The 18,097-nt window shown below is 37.1% G+C and carries 18 protein-coding genes; 2 read left to right on the forward strand and 16 right to left on the reverse strand.

The genetic code is table 11. The features are described 5' to 3' along the window. Nucleotides 1-21: 21 nt before the first annotated feature. The 10 genes from aroC to RV15_RS16615 form a co-directional block, all read right to left on the reverse strand. Nucleotides 22-1,188, reverse strand: coding sequence for a chorismate synthase (aroC, locus tag RV15_RS16570; protein WP_071879117.1), 1,167 nt, complete (start codon nucleotides 1,186-1,188; stop codon nucleotides 22-24). A 133-nt stretch (nucleotides 1,189-1,321) separates the two neighbouring features. Next, a complete protein-coding gene (gene aroB, locus RV15_RS16575; protein WP_071879118.1) occupies nucleotides 1,322-2,383 on the reverse strand; it encodes a 3-dehydroquinate synthase in 1,062 nt (353 codons plus the stop codon). Nucleotides 2,384-2,442: 59 nt separating this feature from the next. Then, nucleotides 2,443-3,465 carry a 3-deoxy-7-phosphoheptulonate synthase gene (aroF, locus tag RV15_RS16580; protein ID WP_071879119.1) on the reverse strand — a complete coding sequence of 341 codons (1,023 nt, stop codon included), beginning with the start codon at nucleotides 3,463-3,465 and terminating at the stop codon, nucleotides 2,443-2,445. A gap of 29 nt (nucleotides 3,466-3,494) precedes the next feature. Then, nucleotides 3,495-4,364: a shikimate dehydrogenase gene (gene aroE / locus RV15_RS16585; RefSeq protein WP_071879120.1), complete on the reverse strand. Its 870-nt coding sequence runs from the start codon at nucleotides 4,362-4,364 to the stop codon at nucleotides 3,495-3,497. Between the two features lie 400 nt (nucleotides 4,365-4,764). Then, nucleotides 4,765-5,745: an NAD(P)H-quinone oxidoreductase gene (locus RV15_RS16590; protein WP_071879121.1), complete on the reverse strand. Its 981-nt coding sequence runs from the start codon at nucleotides 5,743-5,745 to the stop codon at nucleotides 4,765-4,767. Between the two features lie 79 nt (nucleotides 5,746-5,824). Continuing rightward, nucleotides 5,825-6,277 (reverse strand): hypothetical protein, encoded by a 453-nt coding sequence (locus RV15_RS16595; RefSeq protein WP_010772458.1) that lies wholly within the window; start codon nucleotides 6,275-6,277, stop codon nucleotides 5,825-5,827. Between the two features lie 83 nt (nucleotides 6,278-6,360). Next, nucleotides 6,361-6,732, reverse strand: coding sequence for a thioesterase family protein (locus RV15_RS16600; protein WP_071879122.1), 372 nt, complete (start codon nucleotides 6,730-6,732; stop codon nucleotides 6,361-6,363). Nucleotides 6,733-6,737: 5 nt separating this feature from the next. Beyond that, nucleotides 6,738-7,949, reverse strand: coding sequence for a CCA tRNA nucleotidyltransferase (locus tag RV15_RS16605; RefSeq protein WP_071879123.1), 1,212 nt, complete (start codon nucleotides 7,947-7,949; stop codon nucleotides 6,738-6,740). Beyond that, nucleotides 7,946-8,734, reverse strand: coding sequence for a 4-hydroxy-tetrahydrodipicolinate reductase (dapB, locus tag RV15_RS16610; RefSeq protein ID WP_071879124.1), 789 nt, complete (start codon nucleotides 8,732-8,734; stop codon nucleotides 7,946-7,948). The genes RV15_RS16605 and dapB overlap by 4 nt, the downstream gene beginning before the upstream one ends. Next, nucleotides 8,727-9,074, reverse strand: coding sequence for a nucleotide pyrophosphohydrolase (locus tag RV15_RS16615; RefSeq protein WP_071879125.1), 348 nt, complete (start codon nucleotides 9,072-9,074; stop codon nucleotides 8,727-8,729). The genes dapB and RV15_RS16615 overlap by 8 nt, the downstream gene beginning before the upstream one ends. A 161-nt stretch (nucleotides 9,075-9,235) precedes the next feature. Here RV15_RS16615 and RV15_RS16620 point away from each other — a divergent pair, with 161 nt between their 5' ends. Beyond that, nucleotides 9,236-10,129 carry a YitT family protein gene (locus RV15_RS16620; RefSeq protein ID WP_071879126.1) on the forward strand — a complete coding sequence of 298 codons (894 nt, stop codon included), beginning with the start codon at nucleotides 9,236-9,238 and terminating at the stop codon, nucleotides 10,127-10,129. A 50-nt stretch (nucleotides 10,130-10,179) separates the two neighbouring features. Here the strand turns inward: RV15_RS16620 and RV15_RS16625 are convergent, their stop codons facing one another. The 6 genes from RV15_RS16625 to RV15_RS16650 form a co-directional block, all read right to left on the reverse strand. Further along, nucleotides 10,180-10,716 carry a ReoY family proteolytic degradation factor gene (locus tag RV15_RS16625; protein ID WP_071879127.1) on the reverse strand — a complete coding sequence of 179 codons (537 nt, stop codon included), beginning with the start codon at nucleotides 10,714-10,716 and terminating at the stop codon, nucleotides 10,180-10,182. An 8-nt stretch (nucleotides 10,717-10,724) separates the two neighbouring features. Further along, on the reverse strand, nucleotides 10,725-11,984 hold the full coding sequence (locus tag RV15_RS16630; protein WP_071879128.1) for a tetratricopeptide repeat protein: 1,260 nt from the start codon (nucleotides 11,982-11,984) through the stop codon (nucleotides 10,725-10,727). A 3-nt stretch (nucleotides 11,985-11,987) separates the two neighbouring features. After that, nucleotides 11,988-13,034 carry a hypothetical protein gene (locus tag RV15_RS16635; RefSeq protein WP_071879129.1) on the reverse strand — a complete coding sequence of 349 codons (1,047 nt, stop codon included), beginning with the start codon at nucleotides 13,032-13,034 and terminating at the stop codon, nucleotides 11,988-11,990. A gap of 519 nt (nucleotides 13,035-13,553) precedes the next feature. After that, the gene (locus RV15_RS16640) at nucleotides 13,554-13,829 is read right to left on the reverse strand and encodes an HU family DNA-binding protein (RefSeq protein WP_010761417.1); all 276 of its coding nucleotides are present in this window, start codon (nucleotides 13,827-13,829) and stop codon (nucleotides 13,554-13,556) included. 247 nt (nucleotides 13,830-14,076) lie between these two features. Next, nucleotides 14,077-15,387 (reverse strand): ribosome biogenesis GTPase Der, encoded by a 1,311-nt coding sequence (gene der, locus RV15_RS16645; RefSeq protein ID WP_071879130.1) that lies wholly within the window; start codon nucleotides 15,385-15,387, stop codon nucleotides 14,077-14,079. A 179-nt stretch (nucleotides 15,388-15,566) separates the two neighbouring features. Then, a complete protein-coding gene (locus RV15_RS16650) occupies nucleotides 15,567-16,907 on the reverse strand; it encodes an aldehyde dehydrogenase family protein (protein ID WP_071879131.1) in 1,341 nt (446 codons plus the stop codon). Between the two features lie 289 nt (nucleotides 16,908-17,196). On the opposite strand from RV15_RS16650, the gene RV15_RS16655 reads away from it, so the two are divergent. Continuing rightward, nucleotides 17,197-17,973, forward strand: a complete 777-nt coding sequence (locus RV15_RS16655; protein ID WP_071879132.1) for a helix-turn-helix domain-containing protein — start codon at nucleotides 17,197-17,199, stop codon at nucleotides 17,971-17,973. Nucleotides 17,974-18,097: the final 124 nt, after the last annotated feature.

An 18,097-nucleotide genomic window follows, 5' to 3' on the forward strand; every position in this document is an offset into this window, starting at 1 on the left:
ACTCTCCATTTTTAGTTTGCATTAAAACGTTTGAGTATAGCGACGATACGATTCAACTTCTGCTTTCATTTGTGCAAAAGCATCACTGCCGAATTTTTCCAACATCGCTTTGGCAACTTCTGTTGCTACAACGGCTTCACAAACGACGCTTGCAGCTGGCACAGCTGTGCTATCAGAACGCTCGACACTTGCTTTATACGGTTCTTTTGTATCGATGTTGACGCTTTGTAACGGCTTATATAAGGTCGGAATAGGCTTCATCACTCCTCTAACAATAATTGGCATGCCATTTGTCATACCACCTTCAAAACCACCTAGATTATTTGATGTTCTTGTATAGCCCGTCTTTTTATCCCAAACAATCTCATCCATGACTTGGCTGCCAGGTTTAAAGCCCATTTCAAAACCGATCCCAAATTCAACGCCCTTAAATGCATTGATACTTGTTACAGCTTGAGCGATTTTTGCATCTAACTTGCGATCCCACTGAACATAGCTGCCTAGACCTATTGGCACACCGCCCACAACAACTTCGACTACGCCGCCGATCGTGTCACCATTTTTCTTTGTCTGATCAATTAAATCACGAATGTCTTGTTCAACTGAAGGGTCAAGTACACGAACATCTGAATTTTCCGAACGTTCTTGAATGTCCTTAACGGTTAAATTATCAGGAATTTCCGCTTTGATCCCACCTAGTATTGCAACATGACCTGCGACTTCGATATCTAGTTCCTTTAATAGTTTTTTAGCAACAGCGCCAATAGCCACACGCATCGTTGTTTCTCTCGCTGAGGAACGTTCTAATACATTTCTAAGATCATCATGCTGGTATTTGATCCCACCGACAAGATCCGCATGTCCTGGACGTGGTTTATTGACCCGGCGGATTTTCTTTTCTTTCTCTGTAACTTCTTCAATCGACATAACAGATGTCCAGTTTTTCCAATCTTTATTCTCAACGACAAGTGTGACTGGTGACCCCAATGTTTTTCCGTGACGTATACCAGAAGTGATTCTTACTTGATCTTTTTCAATCAACATTCTACCACCACGCCCATAGCCGCCTTGTCTTCTAGCTAACTCCAAATTAATATCCTCTGGTGACAATGGCAACCCTGCTGGTAATCCTTCTATAATTGCTGTTAATTCTGGCCCGTGTGATTCTCCGGCTGTAATAAAACGCATATGATTTCCTCCTAATTTTAAAAGTTGAAAGAGCTTGGTCAGCCTTGACAGGAAAATAGGAAAATCAAAGGGTGGCGTTTTTTGCCACAATCAGATTTTGTCTTTTTACCGAAAGGCTAGCTCTTGAAGCTAGCTAATCTAAATAACTTTTCATTTCTTCAATTGGAATACGAACGATCTTTGCTGCGCCAATCGATTCTAACAAAATAATATTAATTTTTCCGCCGCGTGCTTTTTTATCATGAGTCAAGGCAGTGTATAACTGCTCTTGATTCCACTGATTTGATCTGATTGGTAAATGAAATTTTTGAATCATTTTATTTAATTGCTCGGTCGTACCAATTGGCGTCAGCTGTTTGCTTTCGGCTACTCTAGTGATTTGACTCATCCCGATTGCGACACCTTCACCGTGAGTTAAATTACCATAGCCTGCAGTATTTTCTAAGGCATGACCGATTGTATGACCAAAGTTGAGGAGTAAACGAACCCCATTGTCTAGTTCATCTTCTTCTACAACTTTCCGCTTTATCTTACAACAAGCAGCAATGATCTCTGTTGCATGCACGATCAAATCCTGTTCATCAACCAGTTCGTCAAGTTCTTGCCATAAGTCTTTATCTGCAATTGCAGCAGATTTGATGATTTCAGCGATTCCTTCTCTGATGCGTCTCACCTCTAATGTGTTCAACGTTTCAGGATCAATCAAAACCCCATCTGGCTGTGCAAATGTACCTACCAAATTTTTAGCTTTAGTAGTATTAACAGCTGTCTTACCGCCGATGCTACTATCAACTTGCGCCAATAAGGTTGTTGGGACTTGTAAAAAATGAAGTCCACGCATATAGGTTGAAGCAACGAAACCTGCTAAATCACCAACCACTCCACCACCTAGAGCGATGATTCCATCACTTCTAGTCATACCTTCATCTGCCAAAAAATCATAGATTTCAGCCGCTACAGTCAAACTTTTACTTTGCTCACCTGCATCGATCACAAAAGTTGACACTTCAAAATTTGCTTCTTTCAAACTTTTGAAAACTTGATCACCATACAAAGGATGAACATTTGTATCTGTTATGATCACGATCTTTTGCGGTGACCATAACTCTTTCGCCCAAGAACCAATACTTTTCAATAAGCCTGCTTCAATGCTCAAATCATAAGAATGGTTTGGTAGATTTACTGTGAGTTTCATTTATTTCAACTCCTTTTTTGTTAAAGAGAACCCACTGACTAACTATTTTAATGATTCTATTAGCCTAATGCGTTGATTTCTTTCATTGCTTTTTCTATAATATGAACTTCTTCCATCATGCGCATGTATGTTTTTTCATTTAGTGATTGTGGTCCATCAGACCAAGCGTTGACTGGATCTGGATGAATTTCAACAATCAAGCCATCCGCGCCAGAGGCAACACCTGCTCGTGCCATTGGAGGAACAAGATCCCAAATTCCGACACCGTGACTCGGATCAACGATGATTGGGAAATGACTTAATTTTTTAATCAATGGAACAGCACTTAAATCCAGCGTGTTACGTGTTGCCGTTTCATACGTACGAATACCACGTTCAATAAAAACCACATTGAAATTACCTTGTGCTGCGATATATTCTGCAGCATTTAGCCACTCATCAATTGTACCAGAAATACCTCGTTTTAAGCCAATTGGTTTACCAGTTTTGCCAACTGCTTGTAGCAATTTAAAATTTTGCATATTTCTAGCACCGATTTGTAAAATATCACTGTACTCAGCAATCATATCGATGTGCCCTTCGTCCATAACCTCTGTAATGACCTTCATATCAAATTCATCTGCTGCTTGACGAATATATTTTAAGCCTTCTTCTTCTAAGCCTTGGAAAGCGTAGGGAGAGGTTCTTGGTTTAAAAGCACCTCCTCGTAAAACCGTTGCCCCGCCTGCTTTCGCGATTCTGGCGCATTCACGGATCTGATCTAAACTTTCGATTGAACAAGGTCCTGCCATCATTGTCATACTGCCATCACCAATTTTCACACCAGCGACATCAACAATTGTGTTTTCTGGATGAAACTCACGACTTGTTAGTTTGTATGTCAAAGATATTCTGACTGCATTTTCAACACCATCGTAACTATTAAATGCCACATCCTGCATTTTTCTTGTGTCACCAACCAAGCCAATGATTGTTTGTTCCTTACCCTCACTTAGATGAACTTCTAGTCCTTCTTTTTTCACTCGTTCGATCACTGATTTGATTTGCGCTTTCGTTGCTTCTGATTTCATAATTACGATCATTATTGTTCTCTCCTTCAGTCAATTCTAATTTAGTTGTTTTCGATAATTGGTTTTACGATTTCTATTGGCATTTCTTGTCCAGTCCACTTTTCAAATGCTGCGGCACCTTGGTAAAGCAGCATGCCTAAACCGTTATTGGTTTTAGCCCCACGTAAACGAGCTTGTTTGAGAAATTCTGTTTCTCTAGGTGTATAGATAACGTCACAAACAGCCAAGTCTGGACGAATGATAGAAAAATCTTGAATCGGTGTTTGCTCTTGCAATGGTTTCATTCCAACACCCGTTGCATTTAATAATAACGCACTTTCAGCTACATCTTTCGCTAAGCTAGTTTCATCAGATAAATCGTTTAAAGTAATCGTACAGTTTGTATTTTCTGAAATATAAGCGAGTTTCTCTTTGATTTTGTCATAGAAATCATCTTTTCGGTTATAAACAGTAATTTCCTTGACACCATCTAAAGCTGCTTGAACAATGATCGCTGTAGCCGCACCACCTGCACCGATGATCGTCATTTTTTTACCGATGATATCAACCTCAATATCTTTCAGACTTCTCATAAATCCAGTTCCGTCTGTGTTATGCCCAGTTAGTTTCCCCTGATCATTGGTAATTGTGTTGACCGCTCCTATCAAGCGAGCAGCCTCGCTTAATTCATCCATGTACTCTACTGCTAAAATTTTATTTGGCATAGATAAGTTTGCGCCCATCATGTCCAAATTCTTAATTGAATCAATCGCTTGCTCTAACCCAGCTGTTCCAACTTCGAAAGCAAGATACACCGCATCGATTCCTAACGCTTGAAACGCTGTATTATGGATCATTGGTGAAACACTGTGACGAATCGGTGTAGCAAATAACGCAACCAATCGAGTGTGGCCTGTAATCTTGTTTTCCATCTTGTTTCCTCCTAAAAGCAATTTTTCTCAAACAAAAAAGGTGTTCACGTAAATTTTCAGAAAAAAATCTACAGCGAACACCTCACAAAAAATAGGTAATATAAAAGCCACTATAGATTTTCTCATCTACGCGGCTGAAAGTCATCTCAAAATCCCCTAGCCATCATAGATACAAACTTGCTAGTCTGCATCCATAATGTTATGAATACAAACTCATCTAAAATAGCTAAAGTAATAATTATTCAGTTGTAATTGGTTATGCTTCATGGTTGTCATATGAATCACTCCGTAACTGATTTATTTAAGAATTGTTCTCAGTATATACCTACTAAAACTCAGTGTCAACATTTTTTCTTGTTAAATTTAAAAATACTGGCTTATTTTCTTGCATTCATACTTATTAGTTACTTACTTTTAAAATAATTTTCCCTTTATTTTTGTTGCTAGCCATGTATTGTTGCGCCTCTTCTGCCTTTTCAAGTTCAAATACAGCGTCGATGATTGGCCTTAGTTTACTTACTGCAAATAACTCGCTCGTCTTTGCAACAAACTCCTTAGTCAACTCAGCTTTATAAGCATCGCTCCGTGGAGTAAGCAATGTCCCGCTAACGGTAATCCGTTTTTGCAATAAAGTCATCAGATTAACATCTTGAACAATTGTTCCACCTAAAATACCAATCAAAATCAAGTGACCATCAGTCCCAATGCTAGCTAGATTTTTTTCCCAATAAGAAGCTCCGATAAAATCTAGAATCACGTTCACACCTTGGCCTAAAGTCTCTTGAATAATCCTTTGGCTAAAATCCTCTTCATGATAATTAATAAGAACATCCACTCCCAATGACTGACATAACTCGAGCTTAGCCGACGAGCTCGCAGTAACGAATATTTTAGCAGACGTTAGTTGTTTAGCTAACTGAATCGCAGCCGTTCCTACGCCACTAGCACCAGCATGAATCAACACTGACTCTGTAGCCTGCAATTTTCCTAGCCAAAATAGCGTTTGATACGCTGTAAGAAAAACCTCTGGAATTGCAGCTCCTTCTTCAAATGTCAATTGTTCAGATAAGGGCATGGCATTTCCAACATTCATCACGGCGTATTCAGCATAGCCACCACCATTTACAAGTCCCATAACACGCGTACCACAAGGAAATCGTGCCGATTCACTCGCAACGACTGTTCCAGAAACTTCAACGCCTAAAATAGGGTTTCCTTTAGGTAAATTCCCCGTTTCTTTAGCGACTAAATCTGTCCGATTGACCGCTGCTGCTTGGACCTGGATCAGTAACTGACCTTTTTTTCTAACTGGTACTGCTGCTGTGTCATTTATCTTTAAGCCCGCTTGATTCCCATCAAATGATAACTCAATGGCTCTCATTCAGAACACCTCCAAGGATGATTAACGGAAAAACCGTAGAATCTTTTAAAAAGAAATCTACGGTTATCGCATTTATTTATTAAAGTTCTTCACCATATACGTCATCAACCGTTTGTGTTGGATCAATCACGATATACAAGCTTTTTGTTTTTTCACTGACTTTAGTAGATTGGTAGACATTATCTAAACCTTCGTCTGTTTTGTCTTTGTATGGGAAGTAAACCAAATCTGGTGTACCAGTTTTGTATAAAATTTCCATACGTTCAATATCTTCATATTTCAACGCACGGGCAAACATCCCAAGTTCTAGTCCGCCAAGGTTAATATCATGTGTTTGAACGTGATCGCCTTCTTGGAAGATTTCGATTTTAAAACCTTCACACGGATGAATTTCCATAAATTCACTTCCGTGGATACGGCCAAAGCTAGTTGTGATTTGTTTGATCCATAGATCACCGATAAAACGGCGGCCAATTGTCCAAGTTTCACCATTTCTAAAATAAAATTTCAATCCTGTCATTTCTCTACTCATAATATAAGTCTCCTTATTCTAAAATAATTACTACAAATTTAAGTTTAGCATAACTTTCATCTCAGGTCACACCATTCGCTTCATTACTTAGTGTTCGCTAATTTATTTAAAAAAACATCTGTTAAGATAACAGCTCTTTGATGTGTTCCTGTAGCCACGGTTTGATCATTATCTAAAACCTCAAAAGAAAAATTAATCTTTGTTTTTTCTTGCGAATCAACCTTCACTTTAACATTGATTGTCGCTCCAACTTTAGAGGGGCGCAAATGTTTCGCTTCGATTACTGTCCCTACACTTGTTTCTTCTGGTGCTAAATGTTTGTGCAAATACTCTTTTGCTGTATTTTCCACCATTGCAATCAGTACAGGTGTAGCTAGGACATCTAAATCCCCAGAACCAATTTCTTTGGCAGTGTCTTTTGCCTCAACAACAAACCCTTTTGAGAATTCTTCCACGGCTTTCACTCCTTATCGATTATATTTTTAGCATATGCAATCAGTAATTCTTTGTTATTTGTGATTTGACCATTCACGACAGCAATTTCCAAGATTTCAATCATATCTCCTAACCATTTTCCAGGTTTCTCATCAAAATAGTCTAACAAATCATTACCAGTAATCGCAAGTTGCTTTCTATTATGGATCGGCAAACGCAAATATCGTTCTTTTACTTCTTCAATTTTACTCTTTTGATCATAATAATACAATAGATTTTCTATTGATAGTACAGCATCTAGGCCTAAATTAAATAAATCCATCACTTGCCAATCACCTGAAAGACGTTTATTTAATCCGAAAATCAGTAATTGTACCTCTTGAATCATTTGATTAGATTGTTTCCAAGTTTTTAAAAAGTTACGAATGTCAGTTTCTTTTAGACCTATCGTATGGATCAATAACGTCCAAGCTTGGTTTTCAGCATCAATCGGTCTATTTGAAAGATCTGAAAAATTAAACAATGCTTCACCATGTTTTTTTAGTCCTGGGCAATACTGATAGCATTCGGTTTCGATAAAGGGTAACAAGGCTGCTCGTCGATTTTTTCCTAATAATAGTTTAATAAACTCTACGGCAATTCGCTCTACAGAAATTTTTCCTAACAATGGATGGAATTCCTCAATAGCAGATAATGTATTCGTTTCAATCGTAAAATCTAACTGGCTAGCAAATCGTAAACCACGCATCATACGAAGCGCATCTTCATGAAAACGTTCTTTAGGATTTCCTACCGCACGAATGATTTTTTGCTCCAGATCGAGTATGCCGTCAAACAAATCAATGATTTTACCATCAACGTCCATCGCTAATGCATTGATCGTGAAATCTCGGCGCTTTAAATCTTCTTTTAAAGAACGGACAAAGGTCACTGTATCTGGGCGTCTAAAATCCTGATAGGTTGATTCAGTTCTAAATGTTGTAATCTCATATTGCTCTTCACCAACTAAAACAAGCACAGTTCCATGATCGATTCCTACATCAATCGTGCGGTGAAAAATTTGTTTGATTTCTTCCGGGTATGCGCTAGTCGCAATATCCACATCGTGAATCGGTTTGTTTAGTAATGCATCACGCACACTTCCACCGACAAAATAGGCTTCAAATCCATGTGCCTGAATTTCTTGCAGTACGCTAGCCGCTTTTGTAAATTCATCTGGTATTATCTCTAGTTTCATAATAGATTTTCCAATCCATAAACTAATTTATCTAAATTGACAACTTTTTCACAGCCTAAAGCCACACCTGTCATAAATGAACTTCGGTCATATGAATCATGTCTAATTGTCAAACCTTCACCAATGCCGCCAAATTGCACTTGCTGATGAGCGATCATCCCTGGCAAACGAACGCTGTGGATTTTCATTCCGTCAAAATCTGCACCACGTGCTCCTTCGATCAATTCTTTTTCTTCCGGATGCCCCTGCATTTTTTTTGTACGAACTTCACTCATCATTTCAGCCGTTTTAATCGCCGTCCCGCTTGGAGCGTCCAATTTGTTGTCATGATGTAGCTCGATAATTTCGACATCCGGGAAATATTCAGCCGCTTTTTGAGCAAACTGCATCATTAAAACCGCACCCACAGCAAAGTTAGGTGCAATCACCCCGCCAACGTTCGATGTCTTAGAACGATCAGTTAATTCAGTTAATTGTTCATCTGTTAAACCAGTCGTTCCTACAACTGGTGAAATTTTGTGCTCTATAGCAAAACGTGTATTTTCATAGGCAACTTTTGGAATGGTAAAATCGATCCAAACATCTGGCTGAACAGAAAGAACGTCATCTTTCGTTTTAAAAATCGGCACATCGACCGCTGGGTATTCTGCTAATTCTTTAAGATTATTTTTTTCTTCAAAGGGATCAAGTACTCCGACTAATTCAAAACCTTCATGATTTAAAACCATCTTTGTTGCAGTTGCACCCATTTTCCCTTTAAAGCCAGCGACTAAAATTTTAATCATTTGTTTGTCCATCCTTTCGTTCAAAACGATATTTATCCCGTTGATTGAATTTATCCATATTGTTTTGAAATGCCTCTGTTAAATCTATATCTAATGAATTAGCCATAATCATCGTGACAAATAACACATCACCTAGCTCTTCAGAAACAGTTTTCGGTTTTTCATCTATTTTTTTAGACTTCTCACCATAATAGTGATTGATTTCCCTTGCTAATTCACCTACTTCTTCTGTTAATCGTGCCATCTGGCTTAATGGAGAAAAATAACCCGTTTTAAATTGTTGGATATACGTATCCACTTCTTCTTGCATAGAATGCAAAGATTGATTTTCGTCTTTCATTTTACCCCAACCTTTCTACTACTCATCTTATCAAAAACTACGCCATCTGAAAAGGTTCTACTTGTTGTTTTATAATGAGAATGATAAAGTGAGTACTGGATAAGGCTTTTGGGGTATGGAGTTTAACAGAATCTGTTCAATAAGTGTTAGGAGTGGTCATTATGATTGAAGAAAAAAAGTTCTATGTTAAAGACGTTTTGCTGATTTTAGCTGGCACATGTCTTTATGCGTTTGGGTTAGTTACATTTAATATTGCAAATGATTTAGCAGAAGGTGGAGTAACTGGGATTACCTTGATTTTACGTGCACTTTTTTATATTGATCCAGCTTATTCGACCTTGATCATCAATATACCGTTGATTTTGATCGGCGGAAAAATTTTAGGGAAACATTCATTTTATTATACAATCCTAGGAACTGTGTCCTTATCAGTTTTCTTATGGTTGTGGCAACGATTTCCAATAGAGGTCAATTTAGATCATGATCTACTGATTGCTTCTTTACTTGCAGGACTTGCTGCAGGCATCGGCAGTGGCTTAGTTTATCGCGTGGGCGGAACAACTGGTGGGACCGATGTTATTGCGCGGATTTTAGAAAAAAATTATGGCATCAGTATGGGACGGTCATTATTGATTTTTGATATTTTAGTTTTAATTCTTTCTTTGAGTTACATTGATGTAAAACGGATGATGTACACGTTGATTGTGTCTTTTGTTTTCAGTAAAGTTGTTGATTCGGTCTTGGACGGTGCTTATGCAGCCAAAGGTATCTTAGTGATTTCAGATCATTCTGAGGATATCGGTGAAGTGATCATGGCGCTATTAGAACGTGGCGTAACTTATTTAGATGGTCAGGGCGGCTATTCTCAAGTTGATAAAAAAGTCCTTTATGTCGTTGTCAGTCCAAGTGAAATCATAGAAATCAAACGAATTGTTCATGAACTAGATGAAAAAGCGTTTATCTCGGTCATCAACGTTCATGAAGCAATCGGTGAAGGCTTCACCTATTCTAGACCAGTAAGAATGCTTTTTAAACGAAAAAAACAATTGAATTAACAGAAAGAGAAAAGGTGAAATAGACGTTCTTTACGCTATCTCACCTTTTCTTATTTTTTCAAACGGTTCAATTCATCTGTTAATTCTAAAAAAGCTTCATAATTATTATCTTCTAAAGCTAAATCAATTTGACCATACAATAAATTTAACTTTGCTTGTTTTTCTTCATGAGCGAAAAATTCATTAATACTTTCAATCACATCTTCACTTACCTGCTCATTCCAGCGAGCATATGGATTATCCTCTAAAATAGACAAATACTGGCTATTTTGCCAAGATCCATCAAAAATACATTCCACATAGAGTGCTTCTTTCCAATTCATTCTGATTTCATGAAAGATTTGATCTGTATCCGTAAATTCTTTTCCTGACAAAAACAAACGGATTGGATCATCCTCGATTTCTTTTGATGTGACTTTTAAGCCACGAATCGCTTTATCTGCCTGCTCAATAAAATGAACATTATTTAAAATAGCTTCATGATTGATCAAGTAATTTAAAATCCATAACACTTCTCTTTGACTAAATGAAATATTATTAACTAGCCAAACTAAAAACTCTTTTTTTTCTGCGACATTGACAAACATTTTATCACCTATCTTTCTTCAATATCATCTAACAGGGATTGTGCTTCATTATCCCCTGGCTCGTGTTGAAGATAGTGTTGCAACAGCTCTTTGGCCTTTTCTAATTGTCCTTCTTCACGAAGAAAAACGGCATATTCCTTCAAAAATTCAGGTTCGTGAGAAAGCTCTTGGTAAGCTTGTTCATAATGGACTTTTGCTAAATCAAACTCTTCCAATTCATTATAGGCATGAGCTAGATTCCATTCTCCGTATGGGTGGCCTTGCTCTTCCATTTTTTGTACAACCTCGATTACTTCATCGAACCTGTTTTCATTCAAATACAGATTACTTAATGTAAGTCGTGTTTCATCAGTCTTTTCGCCAAGCTCTAGTGCTTGCTTCAATAAAGCTTCTGCTTGTTCTATATCGTGCAATCGGTAAGCATTCTCAGATGCTAACTGATATAGATCCACTTGAAATGGGTTTTCTTTGATCCCTTGAGCTAAAACGGTTCGGGCTTCCTCTAATTGTTCTTCTTCTTGTAGCGCTTCGCCCAAAGATAAATAAACGGATTGATAATGTGGGTTCAATGCTCTTAATTGCTGCAACAATGCAATTGCTTTTTGATTTTCATGTAGTTGTAAGTATGTGAATGCTAATTGGAATAAACGATCATCTGTCTGTCCTTCGTCTAGAGCCTTCTCCAAAAATGGGATGGCCTCTTCAAAATCACCTGACATGCTATAACTACTTCCTAAACGTTCGTTAATCGAAGTGCTAGAAATTTCTGTCACTTGCTCTTCAAGCAACTCATGATAAGCAGCAGAAGCTTCTTGGAACTGTCCATTAGAAAAATACAACTCACCTAAAGCAAATAAAATTAATGGTTCATCAGGCATTAATCGTTGTGCTTCTTTTAATTTTGCTTCACTTACTTCTGGGATGCCGATCACTTGATACAAATCAGCCGTTACAAGCAAGCTTTGCACATAACTATCACTGTCTTTCCCCACTTTTTCTAAGTAGACAAACGCATCATCAATCAAATTATTTTCAATTGCTATTTCTGCTAAGGGAATATTCAAGCCATCTGCATCAGGAAAAACCGTCAGTAAGTGGTCAAAAACTAATTTTGCTTCTTCTAAAAAACCAAGCGACAATAATTCTTCGCCTAAATCAGCAAGTGTATCATCATCGTCTTTTCTAATCGCTTCTGCCAACATCAATTGTGCTTGAGCCAAGTCTTCTTCATGTAATGCTTGCAACATTTTTTCACTATAAGTTGTCATCTTTTATCCTCTAATCTCTTTTAAAATAGTTTTGTATTTTTCTATTGTTGCTAGTAAGTCTTCTGTTTTAGGTTGTTGCATAGAATCAAGCTTCCCTACTTCTTTCAAAAGAGCCGCTGTTTCACCACGATCTACACATGTTAACACACCTTCCACATAATCACTGATTAAAATTTGTTCAGGAAAATCCACGGGAAACCCTAACCGAATCAGCCAGATCATAAAATTCTTATAATGAAATGAAAATTGGTTGATCTCTTGAGACCAAAGCAACTGCAATAAACAGCCTAAAAATCGTTTCATATGACCCGAAAGCAAATGACCATTTGTTGTTTCTAAAAAACCATGTTCAAACAATTGACCAAATTGGTCGATCGTTTGACCCTGTTTTTCATAGTAACGAATCATTTCATCCAACATACCATTAAATGATTGTTGATTTAAACGTGTTGTATCGCTATAGTTTTTAAACAGCATTCGTAAAAAATCATGGCTACAAACCAATCCGCAGCGAATAAAAACAAGAAAATCAACTAATTTCCCCTCTCCATAATCTGTGGTTAAGGTATGGTCATAGATGATTTTTTCTGCAAGTACTGAACGTTTTAACACAGGATGATTCTTTAATTCTATTTGAGACTCAGCAATTAAGCTCTTACTTAACGACCGGATCGATAGCGGCAAGAGCCAACAATTAGATGTTAGTACAGATGTTTCATGCAGGAAATTCGTTAGTTGAACAACGCCTTCATTGCCAACACCTAAAAAAAGAAATTGCTGCTGCTGATCAAAATCTGCTAAAAAAGTTACTATATTTTCCAGCTCATTCAGATTGTTACAATGAGCGTCGTTCTTACAAATATACCAATCTAATTCCTGTTTGTCATCAAAAAGCTGGATCAGTTTCTCCGAAAATAAATCATAATAGCGTTGGTTGGTGATCAAAAAAAGATGCTTCGTCCCAAATGAAGCTGATTTGATCTGTGAGGCAAATGTTTCACCATAGATAATTAACGTCTGCATCTGACTTTTCTTATAACCTAGTTCCATTCATAGCACCCCTCTCCTTTATTTTACCATTAGTTATCATAAAACAGAAAGAGGGATGATTTTTATTTTTTTGAAAACACAATGATCTTTGATTAAAGACATCTGTTCTTTTAATTTTCTTAAAGAACAGGCATTATTGATTCATACTTATCTCTATATATTCTACTATTTTTATGTAAAAAAATCTTATTTGTGGTTTATACTAATCTTGTTTCGAAAAATAGTCTACTTCTAAGAAAAATAGCGCAATTCTTACATGGTTACTGTTTTGAAGAAACAGAGTGATTCAGTCGAAATTTGAATAATTAGCACACAACAACGTTCATAGTTACATGCTATTTGTTTTTTTAACATAGCTAATTATTCTTGATCCGTTAAACCAATCCTGAGTGATTGGTTTTTTTATGCCCACTTTTATAAAAAGTGAAATTGACACTTTTCAAGAGTGGTAACAGCTACGACAAAGCATCAGCAAAAAAAGAAAGAACCCTTGAATAATCAAGGGTTCTAAGAACTGTCTTATTTAACAGCATCTTTCAAGGCTTTACCTGGTTTGAACGCAGGTACTTTACTTGCAGCGATTTGAATTTCTTTACCAGTTTGTGGGTTACGTCCTTTACGAGCCGCACGTTCGCGTACTTCAAAGTTACCAAAACCGATTAATTGAACTTTTTCACCTTTAGCAAGAGATTCTTGGATTGTTGAAAATACAGCATCCACTGCTGCAGTTGCGTCTTTTTTAGTTAAACCAGTTGAAGATGCAACGTTTTCGATTAATTCTGCTTTATTTGCCATGGATTATTTCACCTCCTCCACAAGGGATAGGATATCTAAAAGATATCTAATTTACGTTTATTTTTGAGTGGTCCAAAAATGACGTACAAATATTGAATTGGATCAATATTCTGTTATCACGATATCATAGGAAGCTTGTAATAGCAAGGTTTTTGATGCGTTTTAACCAGTTTTTTCTAAAACTATCATTTTTTTTTATAACTCAATGAATTTATTTGTACATTTGAAAAAAGTGTGGTAAAATGCTCTACTTCCGTCTTCTTGGGATGATTTTGATTGGTGTTCCTTCAAAAGTGAAAGCCTTGCGAATTTGGTTTTCCAAGAATCGAGCATATGAAAAGTGCATCAATTCTTCTTCATTAACAAAAATAACAAATGTTGGCGGTTTGATCGCTACTTGCGTTCCGTAGAAAACTTTCAAACGTTTGCCCTTATCTGTTGGTGTTGGATTAATGGCAATCGCATCCATCACTACATCATTCAATAAGGCTGACGGAATGCGTAGGTTTTGATTCATACTAACTAATTCGATCAATTCCGGCAATTTATTCAAGCGTTGTTTTGTTAATGCCGATACAAAGATGATTGGCGCATAATCAAGATAACGGAATTCTTCACGTATCTCTTCTTCGAAGTCACGCATCGTATTGGTTTCTTTTTCAACGGTGTCCCATTTGTTCACAACGATAATAATGCCACGACCTGCTTCGTGAGCATATCCAGCGACTTTCTTATCTTGCTCCCGAATCCCTTCTTCAGCGTTTAGAACCATTAAAACAATGTCTGAGCGTTCAATTGCGCGCATTGCACGCATGACACTGTATTTTTCTGTGGACTCATATACTTTGCCTCGCTTACGCATACCAGCCGTATCAATCATCAAGAATTTTTGGCCATCTTCTGATTCAAAATGGGTGTCAATCGCATCACGGGTCGTTCCTTCAATTTCAGAAACGATTACGCGCTCTTCACCAAGGATCGCATTGATCAATGATGATTTACCCACATTTGGACGTCCAATCAAACTAAATTTGATCGTATCTTCATCTTCATCTTCGATCTCAGTAGAAAAATGTTTGACAGCTTCATCCAAAACGTCTCCGATCCCTAAACCATGGCTTCCAGAAATTGGAAATGGATCGCCTAAGCCTAAAGAATAAAACTCATAAATATCATTTCTCATTTCAGGATTGTCGACTTTATTGACAGCTAAAATGACTGGTTTATTACTACGATATAAAATTTTTGCTACTAATTCATCTGCATCAGTAACACCTTCTCGGCCACTTGCAACAAAAACGATGACATCTGCTTCTTCAATGGCGATCTCTGCTTGATGCTTGATTTGATCCATAAATGGTTCGTCACTTAGATCGATACCACCTGTATCAATAATACTAAATTCACGTCCCAGCCACTCTCCTGTGGCATAAATACGGTCTCTTGTTACACCTGGTGTATCTTCTACAATAGAAATTCTCTCACCAGCTATACGGTTAAAAATCGTCGATTTCCCAACGTTTGGGCGCCCGACAATTGCAATTGTTGGATTTGCCATTCAAATTACCTCCTTGACAAGTTTTCAATCTTTACTAGTTTACCTAAAGCTTGTCTAAGATGCAAGAAAAACTAGTGAAATAAGTAAATTAAAGCAAGTGAATACAAAAATATCCTGTAATTGTCACTTAATAAGCTTGACAATTACAGGACACTTCAATTATTTGAGCCGTTTCCTACTTATTCAACACCATAAGCAATACGTTTTACATTCATCAAATGATGAGCTGTTACATTATCAGTCGTGCTGCTTCCACCCATTGCACCACAGCCCAATGTCATTGAAGGCGCTAATTTTGTTGTTGCGCCAATTGCTCCTAAGGCACCCAATGTATTGACTAAGATACGTGAAGCCCTCATTTCCAAACCAAATATTTCTGCATTAGCATCTTTTGTTGTATGAATCACTGCAGTATGACCCGTTCCTTCATTTGCAAGTAAAGCCTTACAAGTTTCTACACCTGCTTCAAAAGAATCAACTGTAAATAATCCTAAGATCGGTGTTAATTTTTCTCTTGAGTATGGATTATGAGTCCCAATCTCTGACTGCTCTGAAATTAAAATTGAAGTTGCATCTGGCACAGAAATTCCTACTAAATTTGCAACATCCGAAGCACTCTTACCAACGATATCAGGATTCAGTGTTCCTGTCTCTCTTAAAATAAATTGACTGACTTTCGCTGATTCTTCTTCATTCATAAAGTAGGCTTTCTTAGCTTTTAATTGTTCGATCACTGCGTCTTTTACAGATTTATCTACAACAAGTGCTTGCTCTGAAGCACAGATGATTCCATTGTCAAATGTTTTGCTACTAACCACACAATCAATCGCATGTGCAATATCAGCAGTTTTATCGATCAATACAGGAACATTGCCAGGTCCTACCCCAATTGCCGGGTTCCCAGAACTGTATGCAGCTTGCACCATTGCCTTACCACCTGTAGCTAGGATCAATGAAACATTCTCATGTTTCATCAATGCGCTTGTTGCGTCTAGTGTAGGTTCTTTAATCACCTGAACTAATCCAGCTGGCGCTCCAGCTTCAACTGCAGCTTGCTCAATTATCTCTACGGCCATTAGAATCGATTTTAACGCTTTGGGATGTGGAGAAAAAACAATCGCATTTCTAGTTTTTAATGCAATCAGTGATTTGAAGATAACTGTTGCTGTTGGGTTTGTTGAAGGAATCAGACCAGCGACCACACCTAGCGGAATGCCGATTTCAATAATTTTTTCTTCTTTTCTGCGATTAATCACACCAACTGTCGGTAGGTCTTTGATGCTTTCATAAACTTGCTCGCTTGCAAAAGTATTTTTGATTACTTTATCAGAAACTTTTCCAAATCCAGTTTCCTGATTTGCTGAAATAGCTAATTTTTCTGCATTATCCAGTGTTTTTTGATAGACGTTTTTTACAACCGCATCTACCTGTTCTTGTGTAAAGCTCTCATATTCAGCTTGAGCCTTCTTTGCTGTTTCGACTAATGTTTCAATTTCTTGTACTTTGATTTCTTCAGTCATGTCATACACTCCTTTTTTATGATTCAACTTTCACTACTGTTGGTCCGTTTATTTCTAACAATAGTGATGTTTTCTATTTGTTAAACGCTTACAAATTCATTTTAATCTATTTAAGCCAATTTGTTAGGGAATATTTTAAGAAGATTATGGACAAAATTTACCTTTTAACGTATTTTTTTCACAAACAATTGCACTTGAAAGCTGAATTTATTCAGGGTATTATAGAGTAGTAAGGTGAATTTCACAAACTGAAGGACTATTATCTCATCAAAGAAAAGAGGGTTTACTTATGTGCCGATTATTGATTGTCAGTAACGATGTAAACGAACAGCAAACACTTCAACAATCTATCAACGATTCCTTTATGAATATAAAAGTTTTACCTCCTGCTACGACAGAGCAAGAAGCTTTAGCTATTTCTGAAAAGCTCCTTCCAGAAATTCTTTTGATTGCAATCGACCACTTAGATATCGACGGTTTTATCGTCAAACGTAAAATAGTTCAACAATTGCCAAATATTAAAGTTATTATACTGACTGAACGGGATAATTTTCAAAGCATTCACCAAGCTTTACGTTGCGGTGTGATCGATTATTTATTAACACCTGTTGATTTTAATGAGCTTAAATTCGCTATTGATCGTTGCGTTAAGTCTCTCAATCAAGTTTCATTGATGGATGTCTTAAACAATAAACCTACCGTCTTGGCTAAAGAACAAATCAACACAATTCTGGATTATATTCATGACCATTATAATGAGGAAATAAATTTGACTACCTTAGCTGATATCATGCACTTAAATCGTCACTATGTCAGTCGCTTCTTTAAAGAGGCAGTCGGTATGAATTTTATTGATTATTTAACAACCTATCGTATCGAAAAGGCAAAACAATTATTAATGAAAACAGAAGAGTCAATCACTGAAATTGCTGGAACTGTCGGTTATATCGATGCTACATACTTCAGTAAATTGTTTAAGAAAAAAGTAGGTCAATCACCACATCAATTCCGTAAACAGTATCGTGGCGAACATACGCCCGCAGATTTACGAGTAATTTATAATTAATAGGTTACTAAAAATGAGTGTTGGGCAGACATGTTTATCTGGGCAGCAAAAGACTAGTACAATAACGTGAATCTCCACGTTGTTGTACTAGTCTTTTTTACGGTTCTATAATATATTGTGTTGG

This window comes from Enterococcus silesiacus, from assembly GCF_001886225.1.
Taxonomy (GTDB): Bacteria; Bacillota; Bacilli; order Lactobacillales; family Enterococcaceae; genus Enterococcus_L; species Enterococcus_L silesiacus.

Coding starts and splice junctions, on each gene's coding strand:
- RV15_RS16620 (WP_071879126.1), top strand. CDS start 9,236: ATGATTGAAGAAAAAAAGTTCTATGTTAAAGACGTTTTGCTGATTTTA.
- RV15_RS16625 (WP_071879127.1), bottom strand. CDS start 10,716: ATGTTTGTCAATGTCGCAGAAAAAAAAGAGTTTTTAGTTTGGCTAGTT.
- RV15_RS16615 (WP_071879125.1), bottom strand. CDS start 9,074: ATGAAAGACGAAAATCAATCTTTGCATTCTATGCAAGAAGAAGTGGAT.
- aroB (WP_071879118.1), bottom strand. CDS start 2,383: ATGAAACTCACAGTAAATCTACCAAACCATTCTTATGATTTGAGCATT.
- der (WP_071879130.1), bottom strand. CDS start 15,387: ATGGCAAATCCAACAATTGCAATTGTCGGGCGCCCAAACGTTGGGAAA.
- aroC (WP_071879117.1), bottom strand. CDS start 1,188: ATGCGTTTTATTACAGCCGGAGAATCACACGGGCCAGAATTAACAGCA.
- RV15_RS16650 (WP_071879131.1), bottom strand. CDS start 16,907: ATGACTGAAGAAATCAAAGTACAAGAAATTGAAACATTAGTCGAAACA.
- dapB (WP_071879124.1), bottom strand. CDS start 8,734: ATGATTAAAATTTTAGTCGCTGGCTTTAAAGGGAAAATGGGTGCAACT.
- RV15_RS16605 (WP_071879123.1), bottom strand. CDS start 7,949: ATGAAACTAGAGATAATACCAGATGAATTTACAAAAGCGGCTAGCGTA.
- RV15_RS16635 (WP_071879129.1), bottom strand. CDS start 13,034: ATGGAACTAGGTTATAAGAAAAGTCAGATGCAGACGTTAATTATCTAT.
- RV15_RS16640 (WP_010761417.1), bottom strand. CDS start 13,829: ATGGCAAATAAAGCAGAATTAATCGAAAACGTTGCATCTTCAACTGGT.
- RV15_RS16590 (WP_071879121.1), bottom strand. CDS start 5,745: ATGAGAGCCATTGAGTTATCATTTGATGGGAATCAAGCGGGCTTAAAG.
- aroF (WP_071879119.1), bottom strand. CDS start 3,465: ATGATCGTAATTATGAAATCAGAAGCAACGAAAGCGCAAATCAAATCA.
- RV15_RS16595 (WP_010772458.1), bottom strand. CDS start 6,277: ATGAGTAGAGAAATGACAGGATTGAAATTTTATTTTAGAAATGGTGAA.
- aroE (WP_071879120.1), bottom strand. CDS start 4,364: ATGGAAAACAAGATTACAGGCCACACTCGATTGGTTGCGTTATTTGCT.
- RV15_RS16655 (WP_071879132.1), top strand. CDS start 17,197: ATGTGCCGATTATTGATTGTCAGTAACGATGTAAACGAACAGCAAACA.
- RV15_RS16630 (WP_071879128.1), bottom strand. CDS start 11,984: ATGACAACTTATAGTGAAAAAATGTTGCAAGCATTACATGAAGAAGAC.